Source organism: Pseudomonas sp. JV414 (assembly GCF_032424305.1).
Lineage (GTDB): Bacteria > Pseudomonadota > Gammaproteobacteria > Pseudomonadales > Pseudomonadaceae > Aquipseudomonas > Aquipseudomonas lini.
This window is the reverse complement of sequence record NZ_VYKC01000006.1, coordinates 26,018-46,436: the sequence shown is the minus strand read 5'-3', so window position 1 is coordinate 46,436 and position 20,419 is coordinate 26,018. Positions and strand designations below refer to the sequence as shown.

Annotated in this window: 18 protein-coding genes; 13 read left to right on the top strand and 5 right to left on the bottom strand. The window is 60.4% G+C overall.

The genetic code is table 11. The annotated features are described in order from the left end of the window. Positions 1-221: 221 nt before the first annotated feature. On the top strand, positions 222-407 hold the full coding sequence (locus F6R97_RS09515) for a hypothetical protein (RefSeq protein ID WP_038979098.1): 186 nt from the start codon (positions 222-224) through the stop codon (positions 405-407). Between the two features lie 177 nt (positions 408-584). Here F6R97_RS09515 and F6R97_RS09510 read toward each other — a convergent pair whose 3' ends face one another. From F6R97_RS09510 to ydcS, 5 genes are all read right to left on the bottom strand, one after another. After that, positions 585-2,009, bottom strand: a complete 1,425-nt coding sequence (locus tag F6R97_RS09510; RefSeq protein WP_315866441.1) for a gamma-aminobutyraldehyde dehydrogenase — start codon at positions 2,007-2,009, stop codon at positions 585-587. Between the two features lie 175 nt (positions 2,010-2,184). Beyond that, complete coding sequence (locus tag F6R97_RS09505; protein WP_048393715.1) at positions 2,185-3,009, bottom strand: ABC transporter permease; 825 nt, start codon at positions 3,007-3,009, stop codon at positions 2,185-2,187. Beyond that, entirely contained in the window at positions 2,999-3,946 is a 948-nt protein-coding gene (locus F6R97_RS09500; protein ID WP_048393718.1) for an ABC transporter permease, read from the bottom strand. Before F6R97_RS09500 ends, F6R97_RS09505 begins: the two co-directional genes overlap by 11 nt. A 1-nt stretch (position 3,947) precedes the next feature. After that, a complete protein-coding gene (locus tag F6R97_RS09495; RefSeq protein WP_315866440.1) occupies positions 3,948-4,985 on the bottom strand; it encodes an ABC transporter ATP-binding protein in 1,038 nt (345 codons plus the stop codon). Positions 4,986-5,167: 182 nt separating this feature from the next. After that, complete coding sequence (gene ydcS / locus F6R97_RS09490) at positions 5,168-6,319, bottom strand: putative ABC transporter substrate-binding protein YdcS (RefSeq protein ID WP_038979106.1); 1,152 nt, start codon at positions 6,317-6,319, stop codon at positions 5,168-5,170. A 326-nt stretch (positions 6,320-6,645) separates the two neighbouring features. Here ydcS and F6R97_RS09485 point away from each other — a divergent pair, with 326 nt between their 5' ends. The 12 genes from F6R97_RS09485 (at position 6,646) to F6R97_RS09430 (ending at position 20,396) form a co-directional block, all read left to right on the top strand. Continuing rightward, positions 6,646-7,368, top strand: a complete 723-nt coding sequence (locus tag F6R97_RS09485) for a tellurite resistance TerB family protein (protein ID WP_038979107.1) — start codon at positions 6,646-6,648, stop codon at positions 7,366-7,368. A gap of 218 nt (positions 7,369-7,586) precedes the next feature. After that, positions 7,587-9,209, top strand: a complete 1,623-nt coding sequence (locus F6R97_RS09480; protein WP_050683190.1) for a methyl-accepting chemotaxis protein — start codon at positions 7,587-7,589, stop codon at positions 9,207-9,209. Continuing rightward, positions 9,209-9,745, top strand: a complete 537-nt coding sequence (locus tag F6R97_RS09475; protein WP_038979109.1) for a chemotaxis protein CheW — start codon at positions 9,209-9,211, stop codon at positions 9,743-9,745. Before F6R97_RS09480 ends, F6R97_RS09475 begins: the two co-directional genes overlap by 1 nt. Beyond that, entirely contained in the window at positions 9,742-11,025 is a 1,284-nt protein-coding gene (locus tag F6R97_RS09470; RefSeq protein ID WP_038979110.1) for a CheR family methyltransferase, read from the top strand. Before F6R97_RS09475 ends, F6R97_RS09470 begins: the two co-directional genes overlap by 4 nt. Next, positions 11,022-11,705, top strand: coding sequence for a chemotaxis protein CheW (locus F6R97_RS09465; protein WP_038979111.1), 684 nt, complete (start codon positions 11,022-11,024; stop codon positions 11,703-11,705). The genes F6R97_RS09470 and F6R97_RS09465 overlap by 4 nt, the downstream gene beginning before the upstream one ends. Further along, positions 11,702-13,990, top strand: a complete 2,289-nt coding sequence (locus tag F6R97_RS09460) for a hybrid sensor histidine kinase/response regulator (RefSeq protein ID WP_038979112.1) — start codon at positions 11,702-11,704, stop codon at positions 13,988-13,990. The genes F6R97_RS09465 and F6R97_RS09460 overlap by 4 nt, the downstream gene beginning before the upstream one ends. Then, positions 13,987-14,997: a chemotaxis response regulator protein-glutamate methylesterase gene (locus tag F6R97_RS09455; RefSeq protein WP_038979113.1), complete on the top strand. Its 1,011-nt coding sequence runs from the start codon at positions 13,987-13,989 to the stop codon at positions 14,995-14,997. Before F6R97_RS09460 ends, F6R97_RS09455 begins: the two co-directional genes overlap by 4 nt. A 48-nt stretch (positions 14,998-15,045) precedes the next feature. Further along, entirely contained in the window at positions 15,046-16,047 is a 1,002-nt protein-coding gene (locus F6R97_RS09450) for a PleD family two-component system response regulator (RefSeq protein ID WP_315866439.1), read from the top strand. Positions 16,048-16,153: 106 nt separating this feature from the next. Then, positions 16,154-17,249 (top strand): peptide chain release factor 2 gene (gene prfB / locus F6R97_RS09445; RefSeq protein ID WP_095920368.1). Its coding sequence is split into 2 segments (ribosomal slippage): positions 16,154-16,225 and positions 16,227-17,249, totalling 1,095 coding nucleotides; the frame shifts between segments, so codons are not numbered across the junction. Between the two features lie 110 nt (positions 17,250-17,359). Beyond that, on the top strand, positions 17,360-18,862 hold the full coding sequence (gene lysS, locus F6R97_RS09440; RefSeq protein WP_038979115.1) for a lysine--tRNA ligase: 1,503 nt from the start codon (positions 17,360-17,362) through the stop codon (positions 18,860-18,862). A 104-nt stretch (positions 18,863-18,966) separates the two neighbouring features. After that, positions 18,967-19,683 (top strand): TetR/AcrR family transcriptional regulator, encoded by a 717-nt coding sequence (locus F6R97_RS09435; protein WP_008070397.1) that lies wholly within the window; start codon positions 18,967-18,969, stop codon positions 19,681-19,683. 158 nt (positions 19,684-19,841) lie between these two features. Continuing rightward, positions 19,842-20,396, top strand: coding sequence for a lipoprotein (locus tag F6R97_RS09430; protein ID WP_038979116.1), 555 nt, complete (start codon positions 19,842-19,844; stop codon positions 20,394-20,396). Positions 20,397-20,419 lie beyond the last annotated feature (23 nt).

Sequence of the window (20,419 nt, the reverse complement as noted above, 5' to 3'; positions counted from 1 at the left end):
GTAACGTTTCTCACAGCACTTTCTGATTTATAGGGCATATCTGCTTTTTTCGACTAATTACTCTAAAAACGCTTTTCAGCGCCGATTTAATTTCTATTCTATGGGGCATGACCGGTTTCGGCCCTTCAGGCCGGTAGGTTCAGCAGGCACAAGGTGGCCGCTGAAAGTGATAGGGCGATGCGGTTTTGAAGTTTTCTCTGACGTATAGAAGGACATCGTCCATGTCGAAAGTACAAGGCATCACTGAAATATTAGGAATATTCCCCTGCCTGGCCACTGGTCGGCGAAGGCGTCGGCTCAGTTCGGAGGAGTTGAAGTTGGTGGAGCGGTATCGCGAGTTGTCGGAGAGTGACCGGATTGCGATGCGGTATCTGGTGGATGCGATGAGGAGTGTTTCGCGGTTTTGAGCGGAGGTGGTTACCGTGAGAGCCATTTGGCTTTTACGGAGTTAAGCCACCGGTGTCTGCCTTGGTTGTGCGGTGAGGCCTTCGCGGGCAAGCCTCGCTCCTACAGGGTTCGTCGTTTGATCGACACAAAACCTGTAGGAGCGAGCGGTGCGGCGATCCGACTTGCCCGCAAAGCTTTTAATGCTTGAACATCACATGCCTTACAACGGTGTAATCCTCCAACCCATACATCGACATGTCTTTCCCATAACCGGACAGTTTCTGACCGCCGTGAGGCATTTCGCTGACTAGCATGAAGTGGGTGTTCACCCAGGTGCAGCCGTACTGCAGGCGAGCAGACAGGCGATGCGCGCGGCCGACGTCCGCGGTCCAGACTGACGACGCAAGGCCATAGTCTGAATCGTTGGCCCAGGCGAGTGCTTGGGCTTCATCGGTGAATTGGGTGACCGACACTACCGGCCCGAACACTTCGCGGCGCACGATCTCGTCGTCCTGTTGCACGTCGGCCAGCACCGTCGGTTCAAAGAAGAAACCGTTGCCTTCCACCGCTTTGCCACCAGTGATCAAACGAATGTGCGGTTGCGCCATGGCACGCTCGACCAATCCGGTCACGCGGTCGCGATGTTGTGCGCTGATCAGAGGGCCCAGCTCCGTCGATGGATCGTCCTGTAAGCCGTACTTGATACTGCTGACGGCCGCACCGAGCTTCTCGACGAACTGGTCGTAGATGCCTGCTTGCGCGTAAATACGGCAGGCGGCGGTGCAGTCCTGGCCGGCGTTGTAGAAACCGAAGGTGCGAATGCCTTCCACGGCGACGTCGATGTCGGCATCGTCGAAGATGATCACCGGCGCCTTGCCGCCCAGTTCCATGTGCATGCGTTTGACGTTGCCGGCGGTGCTGGAAATGATGTTCGAGCCAGTGGCGATAGAGCCGGTCAGCGACACCATGCGCACTTTCGGGTGAGTGACCAATGGGGTGCCGACCGTAGGACCACGACCGACTACCAGGTTAAGCACACCTGCCGGGAAGATTTCCGACGCCAGTTCTGCCAGGCGCAGGGCGGTCAGCGGGGTTTGTTCCGACGGCTTGAGCACCACGGTATTACCGGCAGCCAGGGCCGGGGCGATCTTCCAGGCGACCATCATCAGCGGGTAGTTCCACGGCGCGATGGAGGCAATCACGCCCACCGGATCGCGGCGGATCATCGAGGTATGGCCGGGCAGGTATTCACCCCCCAGCGCACCGCTCATGCAACGGCTGGCGCCGGCGAAAAAACGGAACACGTCGGCAATCGCTGGAATCTCGTCGTTCAGCGCGGCGCTGTAGGGTTTGCCGCAGTTGTCCGACTCCAGTTTGGCCAGCTCTTCGCCATGGGCTTCGATGATGTCGGCGAGTTTGAGCAGCAGCAACGAGCGTTCTTTCGGCGTGGTTTGCGACCAGGTTTCGAAGGCGTTGTCGGCGGCCCGCACGGCGGCGTCGATCTGGGCTTCGCTGGCTTCGTTGATTTCTACCAGCACACGGCCGAGGGCCGGGTTGAACACGGCTTGGGCGGGGCCGTCGCCATTGACGAGTTGGCCGTTGATCAAGAGTTTGGTTTGCATGGCTATGTCCTCTTCGAAGCTGCTTTTGTTTTCCTGCTGAAACCGGCCCCCTGTGGGAGCGGGCTTGCCCGCGATGACTGACTGACATTCAACAGAAATGTCGACTGTAAGACCGCTATCGCGGGCAAGCCCGCTCCCACTGGATTCGGTTTCCACATCGGGAATGAGTTGTCCGTTATTTCCCGCCACTGCCCGCAACGCTTTCGCCACCACGGGTCAGGTAGTAGGCGCCGAGAATCGGTAACATGGTCACCATCATCACCAGCATCGCGACGACGTTGGTCACCGGCACGTCCCGTGGGCGGCTGAGCTGATTGAGCAGCCACAGCGGCAAGGTGCGTTCGTGGCCGGCGGTGAAGGTGGTGACGATGATTTCGTCGAACGACAGGGCGAACGCCAGCATGCCGCCAGCGAGCAACGCCGAGCCGAGGTTCGGCAGGACGATGTAGCGGAAGGTCTGCCAACCGTCGGCGCCGAGATCCATCGAGGCTTCGATCAAACTGTATGAAGTGCGGCGCAAGCGGGCGATGACGTTGTTGTAGACGATCACCACGCAGAAGGTCGCATGGCCGACGATGATGGTGAACATCCCCGGCTCAATCCCCAAGGTCTTGAAGGTCGCCAGCAGCGCGATGCCTGTGATGATCCCGGGCAGGGCAATCGGCAGGATCAGCATTAGCGAGATGCCTTGCTTACCGAAGAAATCCCGTCGGTACAACGCCGCCGATGCAAGGGTGCCGAGGACCATCGCAATCAATGTGGCGACGGCCGCGATTTGCAACGACAGCTTGATCGCTTCCAGCACGTCGGGCCGGGAGAACGCCACGCCGATCCACTTCAGGGTGAAGCCCTTGGGCGGAAAGCTGAACGCGGCGTCTTCGGTGTTGAAGGCGTAGAGGAAGATGATCAGGATCGGGAAGTGCAAGAACATCAACCCGCCCCAGGCGGCGATGCGCAAGCCCAGGGATGCCCGATCTTGAGATGAAGCATCAGAGCGCATCGAAAGCCCCCAGACGTTTGACGATGGACAGGTAAATGGCGATCAGCACGATCGGCACCAAGGTGAAGGCCGCCGCCATCGGCATATTGCCGATCGCTCCTTGCTGGGCGTAGACCATGCTGCCGATGAAGTAGCCCGGCGGGCCCACCAGTTGCGGCACGATGAAGTCGCCCAGGGTCAACGAAAAGGTGAAGATCGAACCGGCGGCGATGCCCGGAATCGACAGCGGCAGAATCACTTGCATGAAGGTCTGACGCGGCTTGGCGCCGAGGTCGGCCGAGGCTTGCAGCAAGGACGGCGGCAGGCGTTCAAGTGAAGCCTGAATCGGCAGGATCATGAACGGCAGCCAGATGTAGACGAATACCATGAACCGCCCCAGATGCGAGGTCGACAAGGTGCTGCCGCCGACGCCCGGAATCCCGAGCACCAACTGCAACACCGGCTCCAGCCCCAAGTGCTGAACGAACCACTGGGCCACGCCGCCCTTGGCCAGCAGCAAGGTCCAGGCGTAGGCCTTGACGATGTAACTGGCCCACATCGGCATCATCACCGCGATGTAGAAAAACGCCTTGGTCTTGCCGCTGGTGTAGCGCGCCATGTAGTAGGCGATCGGGAACGCCACGATTGCACTGGCGATCGACACGACGATGGCCATGCTCAGGGTGCGCAGGATGATGTCGAAGTTCGACGGCTGGAACAGTGCGGTGAAATTCGCCAGGGTCAGGTCGGGCGTGACCGCCATGGTGAAGTCATCGAAGGTGTAGAAGCCTTGCCACAACAACGTCAACAGCGAGCCGAGGTAGATCGCACCGAACCACAGCAGCGGCGGCACCAGCAGCAGCGACAGATACAGGTTCGGTCGGCGGTACAGCAAGTTCGAAAACCGGCGCAACGGCGAGCCGCTGGCCGGGGGTTGAGGAGCGGTCACGCTGTTCATCTCACACCCCGCCCACAACATTGTCGTGCAGCGGGATCATCGCCTCGCGCGCCCAACGAGCGCTGATGCGTTGTCCGGGTTGATGTTGTGTGCTGACGTCCAGCCACTGGACGTTGGCCTGGCTGATATTCAAGGTCTGGCCGTTTTCCAGTTTCAGTTCATAGCGGGTGGCGCTGCCTTGGTACTGGATGTCGTGCAGTAGGCCGCTGACTTCGATTTCATGGCTGGCCAGCGGGCCTTCGGCGAAACGTACATGTTCCGGGCGGATCGAAAAGGGCTGTGGATTGCCGCTCAACTGCTGCGCAAGATCGCCGCGAATCACGTTGGAAGTGCCGACGAATTCAGCGACGAAAGTGGTCGCCGGCTTCATGTACAGGTTGCGCGGTGTGTCGACCTGTTCGATGCGGCCCTTGTTGAACACGGCCACGCGGTCGGACATCGACAGCGCTTCGGTCTGATCGTGAGTGACGAAGATAAAGGTGATGCCGAGCTGGCGTTGCAGCTTCTTCAACTCGCCTTGCATTTGCTCGCGCAGTTTCAGATCGAGTGCGCCCAAGGGCTCGTCGAGCAGCAACACGCGAGGGCGATTGACCAACGCGCGGGCCAGGGCCACACGCTGACGCTGGCCGCCGGAGAGTTGCACCGGTTTGCGCTCGCCGTAGCCGCCGAGGGCGACCATGTCGAGGGCTTCTTCGGCGCGTTTTTGGCGTTCGGACTTGCCGACGCCTTTGACTTTCAAACCGTAGGCGACATTGTCGAGTACGTTCATGTGCGGGAACAGCGCGTAATCCTGGAACACAGTGTTCACGTCGCGCTGATACGGCGGCAGCCCGGCGGCTTCGGCGCCATGAATACGGATGGAGCCAGTGCTCGGTTGTTCGAAACCGGCGATCAGACGCAGACAGGTGGTTTTGCCCGAGCCGGAAGGGCCCAGCAGGGAAAAGAACTCGCCGTCCTGGATATCGATAGAAACCCGGTCAACGGCCTTCACTTCGCCGAACTGACGGGAAACGTTGGTGAACTGGACTGCAAGCGTCATGGTGCGGAGCTCCGAAAAGGCGCGCTTTCTATCAATTGAGTCGGGTGTTCCGTTAAAAGATCGCAGCCTTCGGCAGCTCCTACGGGATGCGCAGAAGACGCCATATTTGCGGTGCATGCCGTCGGCGTAGGAGCTGCCGAAGGCTGCGATCTTTTGATCTTTCTTTTGACCTCAAGGAGGGCTTAACGCCCACCCATAATCGCAATGTAATCCTGGGTCCAGCGGCTATAAGGCACGAACTTGCCGCCCTCAGCCTGCGGGGTTTTCCAGAAGGCGATCTTCTCGAACTGGTCGAAACCGTTGGTCTTGCAACCCTCGGCGCCCAGCAGTTCGCTTGCCTTACACGCCTCCGGGACCGCCGGCAGCGAGCCGAACCAGGCAGACACATCACCCTGGACTTTCGGCGTGAGCGACCAGTCCATCCACTTGTAGGCGCAGTTCGGGTGCTTGGCCTCGGCGTGCAGCATGGTGGTGTCGGCCCACCCGGTGGCGCCTTCTTTCGGGATGGTCGAGGCGACTGGCTGTTTCTCGTTCATCAGACCGTTGACCTGATAGGGCCAGGCGCTGGACGCCACCACGCCTTCGTTCTTGAAGTCACTCATTTGCACAGTGGTGTCGTGCCAGTAGCGATGGATCAACTTTTGCTGGGCGCGCAGGAGATCGAGCACGGCCTTGTACTGGGCTTCGGTTAGCTCGTAGGGGTTCTGGATACCCAGTTCCGGCTTGGCGGTCTTGAGATACAGCGCGGCGTCGGCGATGTAGATCGGCCCGTCGTAGGCTTGCACCCGGCCTTTGTTGGGTTTGCCGTCGGGCAGGTTTTGCGCGTCGAATATCACGCTCCAGCTGGTTGGCGGTTGCTTGAACACGTTGGTGTTGTACATCAGCACGTTCGGGCCCCATTGATAGGGGGTGCCGTAAGTCTGCTTGTTGACCACATACCACGGTGCATCCTTCAAGCGCGGGTCCAGATTCTTCCAGTTGGGAATCAGTGCAGTGTTGATCGGCTGCACACGTTTGCCGGCGATCAGGCGCAGGGAGGCGTCGCCGGATGCCGTCACCAGGTCGTAACCGCCCTTGGCCATCAGGGTGACCATTTCATCGGACGTGCCGGCGGTCTTGACGTTGACCTTGCAGCCGGTTTCTTTCTCGAAAACGCTGACCCAGTCGTAGGCCTTGTCGGTTTCACCCCGTTCGATATAACCAGGCCAGGCGACGATATCCAGCTGACCTTCGCCGGCGCCGACGGCTTTCAGCGGTTCGGCGGCCTGCAGGCTGGTGCTGGCCAGAAACGCCGTGGTGATTGCACTGAGCAGTGCGGTCTTGTGCACAAGCATGGTGAACCCTCTTCTTTAAATTATGGTCGGGGCGGTGTTGAACGGGGTGATGCGCCGTGAGTGGCTTGTTATTAGCTTAGTGCGCTTTGTGAGAGGCAGATTGAGGCCGGGCTGTCTTATGGATTTATCCAGCCTAGTGCGCGGTTTCACGGTCGACAAATCTCAAAGGCTGCATTCGATGAAATAGATTGTGTGGATGCGTTTCCGCCGGTTTACCTGACAGTGAGCAACATCTGGAAGCACTCTCATGGAGAGATGTCGGGCACTTTCGATCTAGGCTGGGGGCCTTAAAGATCCGGTTAACCCGAATTCGTGGAGGCAGCAAAATGAACACTCGTGGATTGCTCGATCAACTACTCAAATCCGGTCAGGACCTGTTGCAGAACAAGGCCGGCGGTATCCAGAACAAAGCGTCCAGCGGTGGTTTGGGCGGTTTGCTCAAAGGCTCCAGTGGTTCGGGCGGCCTCGGCAGTGTGCTATCCGGCGCCGGCGGCGGTGCTCTGGCGGCTGGCGCCATGGGGCTGTTGCTCGGCAACAAGAAGGTGCGCAAGGTCGGCGGCAAAGTGGCGATCTACGGCGGTCTCGCGGCATTGGGCGTGATTGCCTACAAGGCGTACGGCAACTGGCAGGCCCAGCAGGGCACCGCAGCCACAACCGAACCGCAAACTATCGACCGCTTGCCAGCGGCCCAGGTCGAGCAACACAGCCAGGCGATCCTCAAGGCGTTGGTCGCCGCGGCCAAGGCTGACGGTCATGTCGATGAGCGTGAGCGTCAATTGATCGAAGGCGAGTTCAGCAAGCTCGACAATGATCAGGAGCTGCAACACTGGCTGCACGCCGAACTCAACAAGCCGCTGGACCCGACCGACGTCGCCCGTGCCGCCAGCACGCCGGAAATGGCGGCTGAGATGTACATCGCCAGTGTGATGCTGGTGGATGAGGAGAACTTCATGGAGAAGTCCTACCTTGATGAGCTGGCGCGGCAGTTGAAGCTGGAGCCGGGGTTGAAGGCAGAGCTGGAGAAGCAGGTGCGGCAGGCTTCGGTGTAAGTCTTCAGGGCGCCTTCGCGGGCAAGCCTCGCTCCTACAGTGAATTGTCGAACACGACGCTGACCCGTAGGAGCGAGGCTTGCCCGCGAAGGCGGTGTGTCAGGCAACAGATTTTTGGTTCGTCAGGAACACGGCGTTATCGTTCTTCGCGAGCAAGCCCGCTCCCACAGGCCCTCGGCTATACTCCCTCGCAATTTGAACCGCACCGAGGACTGACTGTGAAGAACTGGACGTTGCGCCAACGCATTTTGGCGAGCTTTGCGGTGATTATCGCGATCATGCTGTTGATGGTCGTGGTGTCTTTTTCCAGGTTGATGAAGATCGACACCGGCGCAGAAAAGGTCCGCACCGATGCGGTGCCCGGGGTGTATTTCAGTTCGATGATGCGCGGTGCCTGGGTCGACAGTTATAACCTCACCCAGCAGATTGTCGGCCTTTCCGGACGTCGCGAAATAACACCCGCCGACCACGCGATGTACAAGAGCTTCGAAGAGCGCTTGAGCGAGCAGATGGTCAACTACCGCAAGACCATTTTCACACCGGAAGATCAGGCTGCATTCGATGAATTCGAAGCGCGTCATCAGATCTTCAATCAAGAAATGGCCAACGTCCTTGAGCTCTATCAGCGCAAAGAGTATGAGCCAGCGCGTCTTGCCCTGGAACAAAAGCTCACGCCGGCCTGGGTCAATGGGCGCAAACAGCTGAACTCCCTTATCGAAAATAATCATGACATGGCTGACAGAGTCTCGCTGGCCATTGGCGAAGCGGTGACAGCCGCCAAAATCAGCATGGGCGTCTCTTTGCTGGTGGCGATCATCGTCGCCGGCCTCTGTGGCCTGCTGCTGATGCGCGCGATCATGGCGCCGATGAATCGCATCGTGGATATCCTCGAAATCATGCGCACCGGCGATCTCAGCAGTCGCCTGGATCTTGATCGCAAGGACGAGTTCGGCGCGGTGGAAACCGGCTTCAACGACATGATGACCGAGCTCACCTCGCTGGTGTCCCAGGCCCAGCGCTCCTCGGTGCAGGTCACCACGTCGGTCACGGAAATCGCCGCGACATCCAAGCAGCAGCAGGCCACGGCCACCGAAACCGCTGCCACCACCACCGAAATCGGTGCGACATCGCGGGAAATCGCCGCCACCTCGCGGGATCTGGTGCGCACCATGACCGAAGTCTCCACCGCCGCCGATCAGGCTTCGGTGCTGGCCGGTTCCGGTCAACAAGGCCTGGCGCGCATGGAAGACACCATGCACTCGGTGATGGGCGCGGCAGATCTGGTGAACGCCAAACTGGCGATCCTCAACGAGAAGGCCGGCAACATCAATCAGGTGGTGGTGACCATCGTAAAAGTCGCCGACCAGACCAACCTGTTGTCCCTGAACGCTGCGATCGAAGCCGAGAAGGCCGGTGAATATGGCCGCGGGTTTGCCGTGGTCGCTACCGAAGTGCGGCGCCTGGCGGACCAGACCGCTGTGGCCACCTACGACATCGAGCAGATGGTGCGCGAGATCCAGTCGGCGGTATCGGCCGGGGTCATGGGCATGGACAAGTTTTCCGAAGAAGTGCGTCGTGGCATGTCCGAGGTGCAGTCGGTGGGCGAGCAGTTGTCGCAGATCATCCATCAGGTTCAAGCGCTGGCACCCCGGGTGTTGATGGTCAATGAAGGCATGCAGGCCCAGGCCACCGGCGCCGAGCAGATCAACCACGCGTTGGTGCAGTTGGGCGATGCCAGCAGCCAGACCGTCGAGTCCCTGCGTCAGGCCAGTTTCGCCATCGATGAACTGAGCCAGGTGGCCGTGGGGCTGCGTGGCGGCGTCTCGCGATTCAAAGTCTGATGAGCGAGCTCGCGGTCAAACGCGGCGCGGTGATGCCGGTGAAACAGTCGTTGTTTCTGGTGTTCCGCATCGGCAACGAGCGTTACGCCTTGCAGGCTATCGAGGTGGCCGAAGTGCTGCCGCATTTGCCGTTGAAACCCATTCCCCGGGCGCCGGACTGGGTGGCGGGGGTGTTCGCCTATCGCGGCGCGGTGGTGCCGGTGATCGACCTCTGCGCCCTGACGTTCGGCCAACCGGCTCAGGCCCGCACCAGCACGCGGCTGGTGCTGGTGCACTATCGGCCGGATGAGGCGACGCCTGCGCAATTGCTCGGGCTGATTCTGGAACAGGCTACCGATACGTTGCGCTGCAACCCGGCGGACTTTCAGCCTTATGGCCTGGACAATCGCCAGGCGCCGTACCTCGGGCCGGTGCGCGAAGATGCCCAGGGTTTACTGCAATGGGTGCGGGTTGCCGATTTGCTCGACGAACAGGTCCGCGCCTTGTTGTTTCCCTCGCCGCCGTTGGACCTGGCGCAGTTTGAGGAGCAGGGATGAGCAGCGATCAAAGGTTTTTCGATTTCCTCAAAGAACGTATTGGCCTGGATGTGGGCTCGGTCGGCCCGGCGATCATCGAACGCGCGGTGCGCCAGCGCTGCACGGCAGCTCGGGCGCTAACGACTGATGAGTACTGGCACTCTTTGCTGGGCTCGCGCGACGAACAACAGGCGCTGATCGAAGCGGTGATCGTCCCCGAGACCTGGTTTTTCCGTTACCCGGAATCCTTCGCCACACTGGCGAAACTGGCGGCCAAACGTCTGGCGGCGATCAATAACATGCGCGCCCTGCGGATTCTCAGCCTGCCGTGTTCCACCGGCGAAGAACCGTACTCCATCGCCATGGCATTGCTCGATGCCGGGTTGGCGCCGCACCAGTTCAAGGTCGACGGCATGGATGTCAGCCCGCTGTCGGTGGAAAAGGCCAGGCTCGCGCTGTATGGCAAGAATTCGTTTCGTGGTCAGGACATCGACTTCCGCGAGCGGCATTTCATGGCTGAAAATGACAACTATCGCCTCAGCGGGCGCGTGATTGAGCAAGTGCGTTTGCAGGTCGGCAATCTGCTGGATCCGGCCTTGCTAGCCAGTGAGCCACCTTATGACTTCGTGTTCTGTCGCAATTTGCTGATCTATTTCGATCAGCCGACTCAGCAACAAGTGTTCGAAGTACTCAAGCGGCTGACCCACGTCGACGGCGTGCTGTTTATCGGCCCGGCGGAGGGCAGTCTGCTGGGGCGTTTCGGCATGCGCTCGATCGGCATCCCGCAGTCGTTTGCCTTCAGTCGTCAAAGTGCGCCCGAACCGCTCGCGACCTTCGTGCCGACGCCGCTGCCGCTTCCGGTGCAACAACCTGTGCGAAGCGTGACACCGGCGCCAGTGCGCAGTCGGCCTTTCGCGACGGTCGTGCCAATGCCTCAGGTCGCCGCCACCGCTTCGGACGCTACCCCTTCAGACGCCGCCACGCTGTTGGCGAATATCACCGCGCTGGCCAATGAGGGCAAAAGCGCTGAGGCCCGCGCCGCGTGCGACAGTTATTTGCGCAGTCACGAGCCGGTGGCGCAGGTGTTCTATTGGCTGGGGCTGCTCAGCGATGTCGCAGGCAGCGCCCTCGAGGCCCAGGGTTTTTATCGCAAGGCGTTGTACCTCGAACCGCAACACCCCGACGCATTGATGCATCTGGCCGCTTTGCTGCAGTCCCAGGGCGACACGGCCGGTGCCAGACGATTGCAGGCCCGCGCCGCCCGCAGCGAGCGCGCCGCTGACAGTGAGCGTAAACGATGAACGCCGCCGACACCTTGAGCGTCACCCATGAAGATGCCCAGGCCATCGACGACTGCTGGAACCGCATCGGTATTCACGGCGACAAGTCCTGCCCATTGCTGAGCGAGCACATTCATTGCCGCAACTGTGCGGTGTATTCGGCTGCCGCCACACGCTTGCTCGACCGCTATGCCTTGCAGCAGGACGACCGCGAGCAAGTTTCCACAGTGACCGGGAGCGATGTGAAAACCCGCTCGCTGCTGATGTTTCGCCTCGGCGAAGAATGGCTGGGCCTGGCCACTCGCAGCCTGGTCGAAGTGGCGCCGCTGCAGGCGATTCACTCGTTGCCGCATCAGCGCTCCCGGGCGTTGCTCGGTGTGGCGAATGTGCGCGGTGCCTTGGTGGCGTGCCTGTCGCTGGTGGAACTGCTGGGGCTCGACGCCACCAGTGGCGCGGCATCCGGCGCACGGGTGATGCCGCGGATGCTGATCATTGCCGCTCACGGCGGGCCAGTGGTGGTGCCGGTGGACGAGGTCGACGGGATTCATGCCATCGACGAGCGCATTCTCGATGCGGCGTCTCAGTCCGGTACCCAGGCCAGCGCCAAGTACACCCGTGGCGTCTTGCAATTCAAAGGTCGCAGCCTGCGTTGGCTGGATGAAGAACAGCTGCTGTCCGCCGTGACCCGGAGCCTCACATGACCCCCGAGCAAATGCGTGACGCCTCTTTGCTGGAACTGTTCAGCCTCGAGGCCGAGGCCCAGACCCTGGTGCTGAGCGCAGGTCTGCTGGCGCTTGAGCGTGATCCAACCCAGGCCGATTACCTTGAGTCGTGCATGCGCGCGGCCCATTCGCTCAAGGGCGCGGCGCGGATTGTCGGTGTCGATGCCGGGGTCAGCGTCGCCCATGTGATGGAAGATTACCTGGTCAGCGCCCAGGAAGGGCGCCTGTACCTGCGGCCCGAACACATTGATGCATTGTTGCAAGGCACCGATCTGCTGATGCGAATTGCGACGCCGAGCAACGCTCCGGCGCCTGCGGATATCGACGCTTACGTCGTCTTGATGGGACGGCTGCTTGATCACATGGCGGCCACAGGTCCCATGACGGCGCCGATGGCAGAACTTCAGCTGGAACCGCCGACGCCCAAGGTTGAGCCGCCCATGTCGGCCACCAACGAAGCTCCCCCGGCAACGCCCGTCGAACCAGCGCCCATGGCTAAACGCTCCACCGAAAGTGGCGAACGCGTATTACGCGTCACGGCCGAGCGCTTGAACAGCCTGCTCGACCTGTCGAGTAAATCCCTGGTGGAAACCCAGCGGCTCAAGCCGCATCTGGCCACCATGCAGCGCCTCAAACGCATGCAGAGCAACGGCCTGCGGGCGCTGGAAAACCTCAACGTCCATCTCAAGGACCATGCCTTGAGCCTCGAAGCCCAGGAAGCCTTGGGCGATGCCCGTCGGCTACTGGCGGAGTCCCAGCAATTGCTGGCGGAAAAGAACGCCGAGCTCGATGAGTTCGCCTGGCATGCCAGCCAGCGTGCGCAGGTGTTGTATGACACGGCGCTGGCCTGTCGCATGCGGCCGTTCGCCGACGTGCTGAGCGGGCAAGTGCGCATGGTCCGCGATCTCGGCCGCGACCTTGGCAAACAGGTGCGGCTGGAGATCGAGGGCGACAAGACTCAAGTCGACCGCGACGTACTGGAAAAACTCGAAGCGCCGCTGACGCACCTGCTGCGTAATGCGGTGGATCACGGCATCGAAACCCGGGAACAACGGCTATTGGCCGGTAAACCGGAGGAAGGCCTGATCCGTTTGCGCGCGTCCCATCAAGCCGGTCTGCTGGTGTTGGAGCTCAGCGATGACGGCAATGGTGTTGATCTGGAAAAGCTCCGTCGCAACATCGTCGAGCGGCAGTTATCCCCAGCCGAGACCGCCGCTCAGTTGAGCGAAGAGGAGCTGCTGACGTTCCTGTTTCTGCCGGGTTTCAGCCTGCGTGACTCCGTCACTGAAGTCTCCGGGCGCGGCGTCGGGCTGGATGCGGTTCAGCACATGGTTCGCCAATTGCGCGGCGCCGTGGTGCTGGAGCAGACGGCGGGTGAGGGCAGTCGCTTTCATCTCCAAGTACCGCTGACGCTGTCGGTGGTGCGCAGCCTGGTGGTGGAAGTCGGTGACGAGGCGTATGCCTTCCCGCTGGCACACATCGAGCGCATGTGCGACCTGGCGCCGGAGGATATCGTGCAGGTCGAAGGCCGGCAGCACTTCTGGCACGAAGGCCGGCATGTCGGGCTGGTCGCCGCCAGTCAACTGTTGCATCGCCCGGCGAGCCAGAACAGCGCGCAGACCCTCAAAGTCGTGGTCATCCGCGAACGCGAGGCGATCTACGGAGTGGCGGTCGAGCGGTTTATCGGCGAGCGGACGTTGGTGGTGCTGCCGCTGGACGAGCGCCTGGGCAAGGTGCAGGACATTTCTGCCGGAGCCTTGCTCGACGACGGCTCGGTGGTGTTGATCGTCGACGTCGAAGACATGCTGCGTTCGGTGGACAAACTACTCAACACCGGGCGTCTGGAGCGCATTGCCCGGCATGCCAATCAGGCCGTCGAAGCAGCGCGTAAACGGATTCTGGTGGTCGACGACTCGCTGACTGTTCGTGAGTTGCAGCGCAAATTGCTGCTCAATCGCGGCTATGACGTCGCCGTGGCGGTGGACGGTATGGATGGCTGGAACGCCCTGCGTTCGGAGGATTTCGATCTGCTGATCACCGACATCGACATGCCGCGCATGGATGGCATCGAGCTGGTGTCTTTATTGCGTCGCGATAACCGCCTGCAATCGCTGCCGGTGATGGTGGTGTCCTACAAGGACCGCGAAGAAGACCGCCGCCGTGGCCTGGACGCCGGAGCCGACTATTATCTAGCCAAAGCGAGTTTTCATGACGACGCTTTGCTGGATGCAGTGGTTGAGCTCATTGGAGGCGCGCGGGCATGAAAATCGCCATCGTCAACGACATGCCCATGGCCGTAGAGGCATTGCGCCGCGCTTTGGCGTTCGAACCGGCGCACGAGGTGGTCTGGGTCGCCGGCAATGGGGCCGAGGCGGTGCAACGTTGCGCCGAATACACTCCGGATCTGATCCTGATGGATTTGATCATGCCGTTGATGGACGGTGTGGAAGCGACCCGGCGAATCATGGCCGAGACCCCGTGCGCGATAGTCATTGTCACTGTCGACCGCGAGCAGAACGTGCACCGGGTGTTCGAAGCCATGGGTTACGGCGCGCTGGACGTGGTCGATACCCCGGCTATCGGGGGCGGCAATCCTCAGGACGCCGCCGCACCGCTGCTGCGCAAGATCATGAACATTGGCTGGCTGATCGGCGATCATAGCAATCGGGTGCGATCGGCACCGAGCTCGCACCGCCACTCGTCCTCGCGCCAGCATTTGGTGGCCATCGGTTCATCCGCTGGCGGGCCGGCGGCGCTGGAAGTGCTGCTCAAGGGCCTGCCACGAGATTTTTCGGCGGCTATCGTGCTGGTCCAGCATGTGGATCAGGTGTTCGCCGCCGGCATGGCCGAATGGCTGGCCAGCGCCAGTGGCCTGAACGTGCGCCTGGCCCAAGAAGGCGAACCGCCACGAAGCGGCACGGTCCTGCTGGCCGGGACCAACCATCATATTCGCTTGCTGAAAAACGGCACGCTGGCCTACACCGCCGAACCGGTCAACGAGATCTATCGGCCTTCGATCGATGTGTTTTTCGAGAGTGTGGCCAGTTACTGGAGCGGCGACGCCGTGGGCGTTCTGCTGACCGGTATGGGGCGCGACGGCGCGCAAGGACTTAGACTCATGCGCCAACAGGGCTACCTGACCATCGCTCAGGACCAACAAAGCAGTGCGGTGTATGGCATGCCGAAGGCGGCCGCGGCCATCGACGCGGCTGTGGAAGTTCGCCCACTGGACAAGATAGCGCCACGATTGCTGGAAATTTTCTCAAAATGACTATCATTAGCAGCAATTGTGGCCAAAGCAGTACTCAGGTGACCGCACATGAATGATTTACAGCTCGACGACTTCAAAACCGACGAAAACGCCGCCATGGTGTTGTTGGTGGACGATCAGGCGATGATCGGCGAGGCGGTGCGGCGTGGTTTGTCGAACGAAGAAAACATCGACTTCCATTTCTGTGCCGACCCGCACCAGGCCATCGCCCAGGCGATCCGCATCAAGCCGACGGTAATCCTTCAGGATCTGGTCATGCCCGGCCTCGACGGCCTGAGCCTGGTGCGCGAATACCGTAACCACCCGGCGACCAAGGACATTCCGATCATTGTCCTGTCGACCAAGGAAGACCCGCTGATCAAGAGCGCGGCGTTTGCCGCCGGCGCCAATGATTACCTGGTCAAACTGCCGGACAACATCGAACTGGTGGCGCGCATCCGCTATCACTCGCGCTCCTACATGACCCTGCTGCAGCGTGACGCGGCGTATCGCGCGCTGCGGGTCAGCCAGCAGCAGTTGCTCGACACCAACCTGGTGCTGCAACGCTTGATGAATTCCGACGGCCTGACCGGGCTGTCGAACCGCCGGCATTTCGACGAATACCTGGAGCTGGAATGGCGGCGTTCGCTGCGGGACCAGACTCAACTGTCGTTGCTGATGATCGACGTCGATTACTTCAAGTCCTACAACGACAGCTTTGGCCACCTCGAAGGCGATGAGGCGCTGCGCAAAGTCGCCACGGCGATTCGCGACGCCAGTTCCAGACCTTCGGACTTGCCGGCCCGTTACGGCGGCGAAGAGTTCGTCCTGGTCCTGCCCAACACCTCGCCGGGCGGTGCACGAATGGTGGCGGAAAAACTACGCCAGACCGTGGCCGGGTTGAAGATCCCGCACATTTTCCCGACCGAAGGTTCGTGCCTGACCATCAGCATCGGCCTGTCGACCATAATCCCGCAGTCGGGCAGCGATTGCCGGCAATTGATCTCGGCGGCGGACAAGGGGCTGTATCTGGCGAAGAACAATGGGCGCAATCAGGTGGGGATTGAATGAACCATCAGGTTCATTCGCCGCTAAAGCCGCCAGGCGGGCTGCCTTGACAGCTTCATTACGTTATACTCGTCGGCTTTCAAAAGTTCGCCAACGAGTGCTGCCCGCCATGGAAATCAACCCGATCCTTAACAGTATCAAGGACCTGTCCGAGCGCTCCGAAACTATTCGGGGGTATCTTTGACTACGATCAAAAGCATGAGCGTCTGACTGAAGTCAATCGCGAGCTTGAAGATCCGTCTGTCTGGAACAACCCGTCGTACGCTCAGGAGCTGGGCCGCGAGCGGTCGCTGCTGGCTCAGATCGTCGAAACCCTCGACGAAATGCACAGTGGCCTGGCCGATGCCAAAGACCTGCTGCTGATGTCCGCCGAAGAAGAAGACCAGGCCGCCGTCGATGACGTCGCCGCCGAAGTCGAGCGCCTGCGCGAGTCCCTGGAAAAACTTGAATTCCGTCGCATGTTCAGCGGTGAGATGGACGCCAACAACGCCTACCTGGACATCCAGGCCGGCTCCGGCGGTACCGAGGCTCAGGACTGGGCCAACATCCTGCTGCGCATGTACCTGCGCTGGGCTGACAAACGCGGTTTCGACGCGACCATCATGGAGCTGTCGGCCGGTGAAGTCGCCGGTATCAAGGGCGCTACCGTGCACATCAAGGGCGAATACGCCTTTGGCTGGCTGCGTACCGAAATCGGCGTGCACCGTCTGGTGCGCAAGAGCCCGTTCGACTCCGGCAACCGTCGTCACACCTCGTTCTCGGCCGTGTTCGTGTCGCCGGAAATCGATGACAACATCGAAATCGACATCAACCCGTCGGACCTGCGCATCGACACCTACCGCTCCTCCGGTGCCGGTGGTCAGCACGTTAACACCACCGACTCGGCCGTACGGATTACTCACGTACCGACCAACACCGTGGTCAGCTGCCAGAACGAACGTTCCCAGCATGCGAACAAAGACACCGCGATGAAAATGTTGCGGGCGCGTTTGTATGAGCAGGAAGTGCAGAAGCGCAACGCCGCTTCCCAGGCGCTGGAAGACACCAAGTCGGATATCGGCTGGGGTCACCAGATCCGTTCGTATGTACTCGATGCCTCGCGGATCAAGGATCTGCGTACCAACATCGAACGCAGCGACTGCGACAAGGTGCTCGACGGCGACATCGACGAATACCTGGTGGCGAGCCTCAAGCAAGGCCTGTAAGCCATGTAATACCGGATCGCCTGACAACGCGCGATCCCTGTGGGAGCGGGCTTGCCCGCGATCCCCAGCCGCAGGCTGGGGACAACGAACCTGATGGAATATTTAAAGACATGAGCGACCTACAACTCGACCCGCAAGCCCTGCAACAGGAAGAAAACTCCCTGATCGCCCTGCGCAAGGAAAAGCTTGCTGCCGAGCGCGCCAAGGGCAATGCCTTCCCCAACGACTTCCGCCGCGACAATTACTGCGAAGATTTGCAGAAACAGTACGCGGACAAGACCAAGGAAGAGCTGGCAGAGGCTGCGATTCCGGTCAAGGTGGCGGGTCGCATCATGCTCAACCGTGGCTCGTTCATGGTGATCCAGGACATGTCCGGGCGGATTCAGGTTTACGTCAACCGTAAAACCCTGTCCGAAGACACCCTGGCCGCGGTGAAAACCTGGGACATGGGCGACATCATTGCCGCCGAAGGCACCCTGGCGCGCTCCGGCAAGGGCGACCTGTACGTCGAAATGACCAGCGTACGCCTGCTGACCAAATCCCTGCGCCCGCTGCCGGACAAGCACCACGGCCTGACCGACACCGAACAGCGCTACCGTCAGCGTTACGTTGACCTGATCGTCAACGAAGAGGTGCGCCAGACCTTCCGCGTGCGTTCGCAAGTGATTGCGCACATCCGCAGCTTCCTGATGAAGCGTGACTTCCTGGAAGTGGAAACGCCGATGCTGCAAACCATTCCAGGCGGCGCGGCGGCCAAGCCGTTCGAGACTCACCACAATGCGCTGGACATGGAAATGTTCCTGCGTATCGCGCCTGAGCTGTACCTCAAGCGTTTGGTAGTCGGCGGTTTCGAGAAAGTCTTCGAGATCAACCGCAACTTCCGTAACGAAGGCGTTTCGACGCGTCACAACCCTGAATTCACCATGTTGGAGTTCTACCAGGCTTACGCCGACTACGAAGACAACATGGACCTGACCGAAGAGCTGTTCCGCGAACTGGCGCAGCTGGTTCTGGGCAGCACCGACGTGCCTTACGGCGACAAAGTGTTCCACTTCGGCGAGCCATTCGTGCGTCTGTCGGTGTTCGACTCGATCCTCAAGTACAACCCTGAGCTGACCGCTGACGACCTGACTGACATCGACAAGGCCCGCACCATCGCCAAGAAGGCCGGCGCCAAGGTGCTTGGCTTTGAAGGTCTGGGCAAACTGCAGGTGATGATTTTCGAAGAGCTGGTCGAGCACAAGCTGGAACAGCCGCACTTCATCACCCAGTACCCGTTCGAAGTGTCACCGCTGGCCCGTCGTAACGACGAGAACCCGAACGTCACCGACCGTTTCGAACTGTTTATCGGTGGTCGTGAAATCGCCAACGCCTACTCCGAGTTGAACGACGCGGAAGACCAGGCTGAGCGCTTCATGGCGCAGGTCGCCGACAAGGACGCCGGTGACGACGAAGCCATGCACTACGACGCCGACTTCGTTCGCGCGCTGGAGTACGGCATGCCGCCGACCGCCGGTGAAGGGATCGGCATCGACCGTCTGGTGATGTTGCTGACCAACTCACCGTCGATCCGCGATGTGATCCTGTTCCCGCACATGCGCCCGCAAGCGTAAGTGTTTCAATTAAAAAGCCGCCGATAACAGGCGGCTTTTTATTGCCTGTCTGGTACAAACGTATCAATTGGTTACTTTTGACGTTTTAGAGAGGAATACCTGTCGTGAATCGTGCAATGGCTCAAGAAGGTGCAGCGGGTATCGCCACTGCGGTCGCTGAAAGTGTTCAGTACCAGGGCCGCAAGGCCAGCCGACAGGGCAGCGAACAGCGTCGACAGGACATTCTCGACGCAGCGATGCGCATTGTCGTGCGTGATGGCGTGCGGGCCGTGCGCCACCGTGCAGTGGCCGCTGAAGCGGGTGTGCCGCTGTCGGCCACTACGTACTATTTCAAGGACATCGATGACTTGCTCACCGATACCTTCGCCCAATACGTGGAACGCAGCGCGGCGTTCATGGCCCGGTTGTGGGCCAGCAACGAAGGTCTGTTGCGCGAGATGGTGGTCAGCGGTGATGGCACCCCCGAGTCCCGCTCACAGCTGGCGGACGATATCGCACGACTGATGGCTGACTATGTTCATCGGCAATTGATCAATCGCCGCGAGCACTTGATGGCCGAGCAAGCCTTCCGCCAGGAAGCCTTGCTCAACCCGCGTCTGGCCTTGTTGGTGCGCTCCCATCAGCAAATTCTGCTGCAGGGTACCTGCCAACTTTTCGAAGTATTGGGTTCCCGTGAGCCACAACAGGATGCCAAAGTGTTGACTGCGATTATCGGACGGATGGAATATCAGGGCCTGCTCAACGACGCCGAGCCTGTTGCCGAAGAGGAAATGCTCGGCATCCTCAACCGCTACATGCATTTGGTGCTGGCGTCGGTGTAACCCCTTATGGGAACTCAACCCTGTGGGAGCGGGCTTGCTCGCGAAGGCGGTGTGTCAGACAACGAAGATGTTGAATGTTAAACCGTTTTCGCGAGCAAGCCCGCTCCCACAGGGATAGTGGCCATTTGAGGGCGGCGTGTATTCATAGGGAGTGTTGAATGAAAGCCTGGCGCGTCGTTGTGATCGCCTTGTCGATCCTGCTGCTCAGTGGCTGTCTGGTGACTTTCAAGGAGCCGCTGCCCGCCAGCGAGCCCGCGCCCAAAGGGTTGCTCGGCAAATGGACCAGCACCAACGCCTGGGGCGAGCCGATGAACCTGGAACTGACGCGCATCGGCGACAATCGCTATCAGGCGGTCAGCTACTTCAAGGCCAAGCCCCATGAGCGTGAAGCCTATCCCTTCACCGTGTCGCGCCATGGCAATCGCTGGTACCTGTCGGCGAAGGTGCCGGCGCAGTTCGGCGGGAACTTCACCATCACCGGTTTCGAACTCAACGATAAGCACGAACTGGTGGTCTACAACCTCGATCTCGAACAGATCAAACAGGCCATGGGCCAAGAAGCCCTCAGTGGCCAAGGCTTCCAGACCGACGACGGCGACGGGGTGTTGATCAGCAACAGCCTGGATCAGGTGTTCGCCTACCTCGATGATCCGGCCAATTCCGATGTTTTCGTCGAAGCGGTGCGCTACCAGCGCCTGGCCAAAACCAAATAAACCCAGCACGTAACGGTTTTACT

Coding starts and splice junctions, on each gene's coding strand:
- F6R97_RS09515 (WP_038979098.1), top strand. CDS start 222: ATGTCGAAAGTACAAGGCATCACTGAAATATTAGGAATATTCCCCTGC.
- F6R97_RS09510 (WP_315866441.1), bottom strand. CDS start 2,009: ATGCAAACCAAACTCTTGATCAACGGCCAACTCGTCAATGGCGACGGC.
- F6R97_RS09505 (WP_048393715.1), bottom strand. CDS start 3,009: ATGCGCTCTGATGCTTCATCTCAAGATCGGGCATCCCTGGGCTTGCGC.
- F6R97_RS09500 (WP_048393718.1), bottom strand. CDS start 3,946: ATGAACAGCGTGACCGCTCCTCAACCCCCGGCCAGCGGCTCGCCGTTG.
- F6R97_RS09495 (WP_315866440.1), bottom strand. CDS start 4,985: ATGACGCTTGCAGTCCAGTTCACCAACGTTTCCCGTCAGTTCGGCGAA.
- ydcS (WP_038979106.1), bottom strand. CDS start 6,319: ATGCTTGTGCACAAGACCGCACTGCTCAGTGCAATCACCACGGCGTTT.
- F6R97_RS09485 (WP_038979107.1), top strand. CDS start 6,646: ATGAACACTCGTGGATTGCTCGATCAACTACTCAAATCCGGTCAGGAC.
- F6R97_RS09475 (WP_038979109.1), top strand. CDS start 9,209: ATGAGCGAGCTCGCGGTCAAACGCGGCGCGGTGATGCCGGTGAAACAG.
- F6R97_RS09470 (WP_038979110.1), top strand. CDS start 9,742: ATGAGCAGCGATCAAAGGTTTTTCGATTTCCTCAAAGAACGTATTGGC.
- F6R97_RS09465 (WP_038979111.1), top strand. CDS start 11,022: ATGAACGCCGCCGACACCTTGAGCGTCACCCATGAAGATGCCCAGGCC.
- F6R97_RS09460 (WP_038979112.1), top strand. CDS start 11,702: ATGACCCCCGAGCAAATGCGTGACGCCTCTTTGCTGGAACTGTTCAGC.
- F6R97_RS09455 (WP_038979113.1), top strand. CDS start 13,987: ATGAAAATCGCCATCGTCAACGACATGCCCATGGCCGTAGAGGCATTG.
- F6R97_RS09450 (WP_315866439.1), top strand. CDS start 15,046: ATGAATGATTTACAGCTCGACGACTTCAAAACCGACGAAAACGCCGCC.
- lysS (WP_038979115.1), top strand. CDS start 17,360: ATGAGCGACCTACAACTCGACCCGCAAGCCCTGCAACAGGAAGAAAAC.
- F6R97_RS09430 (WP_038979116.1), top strand. CDS start 19,842: ATGAAAGCCTGGCGCGTCGTTGTGATCGCCTTGTCGATCCTGCTGCTC.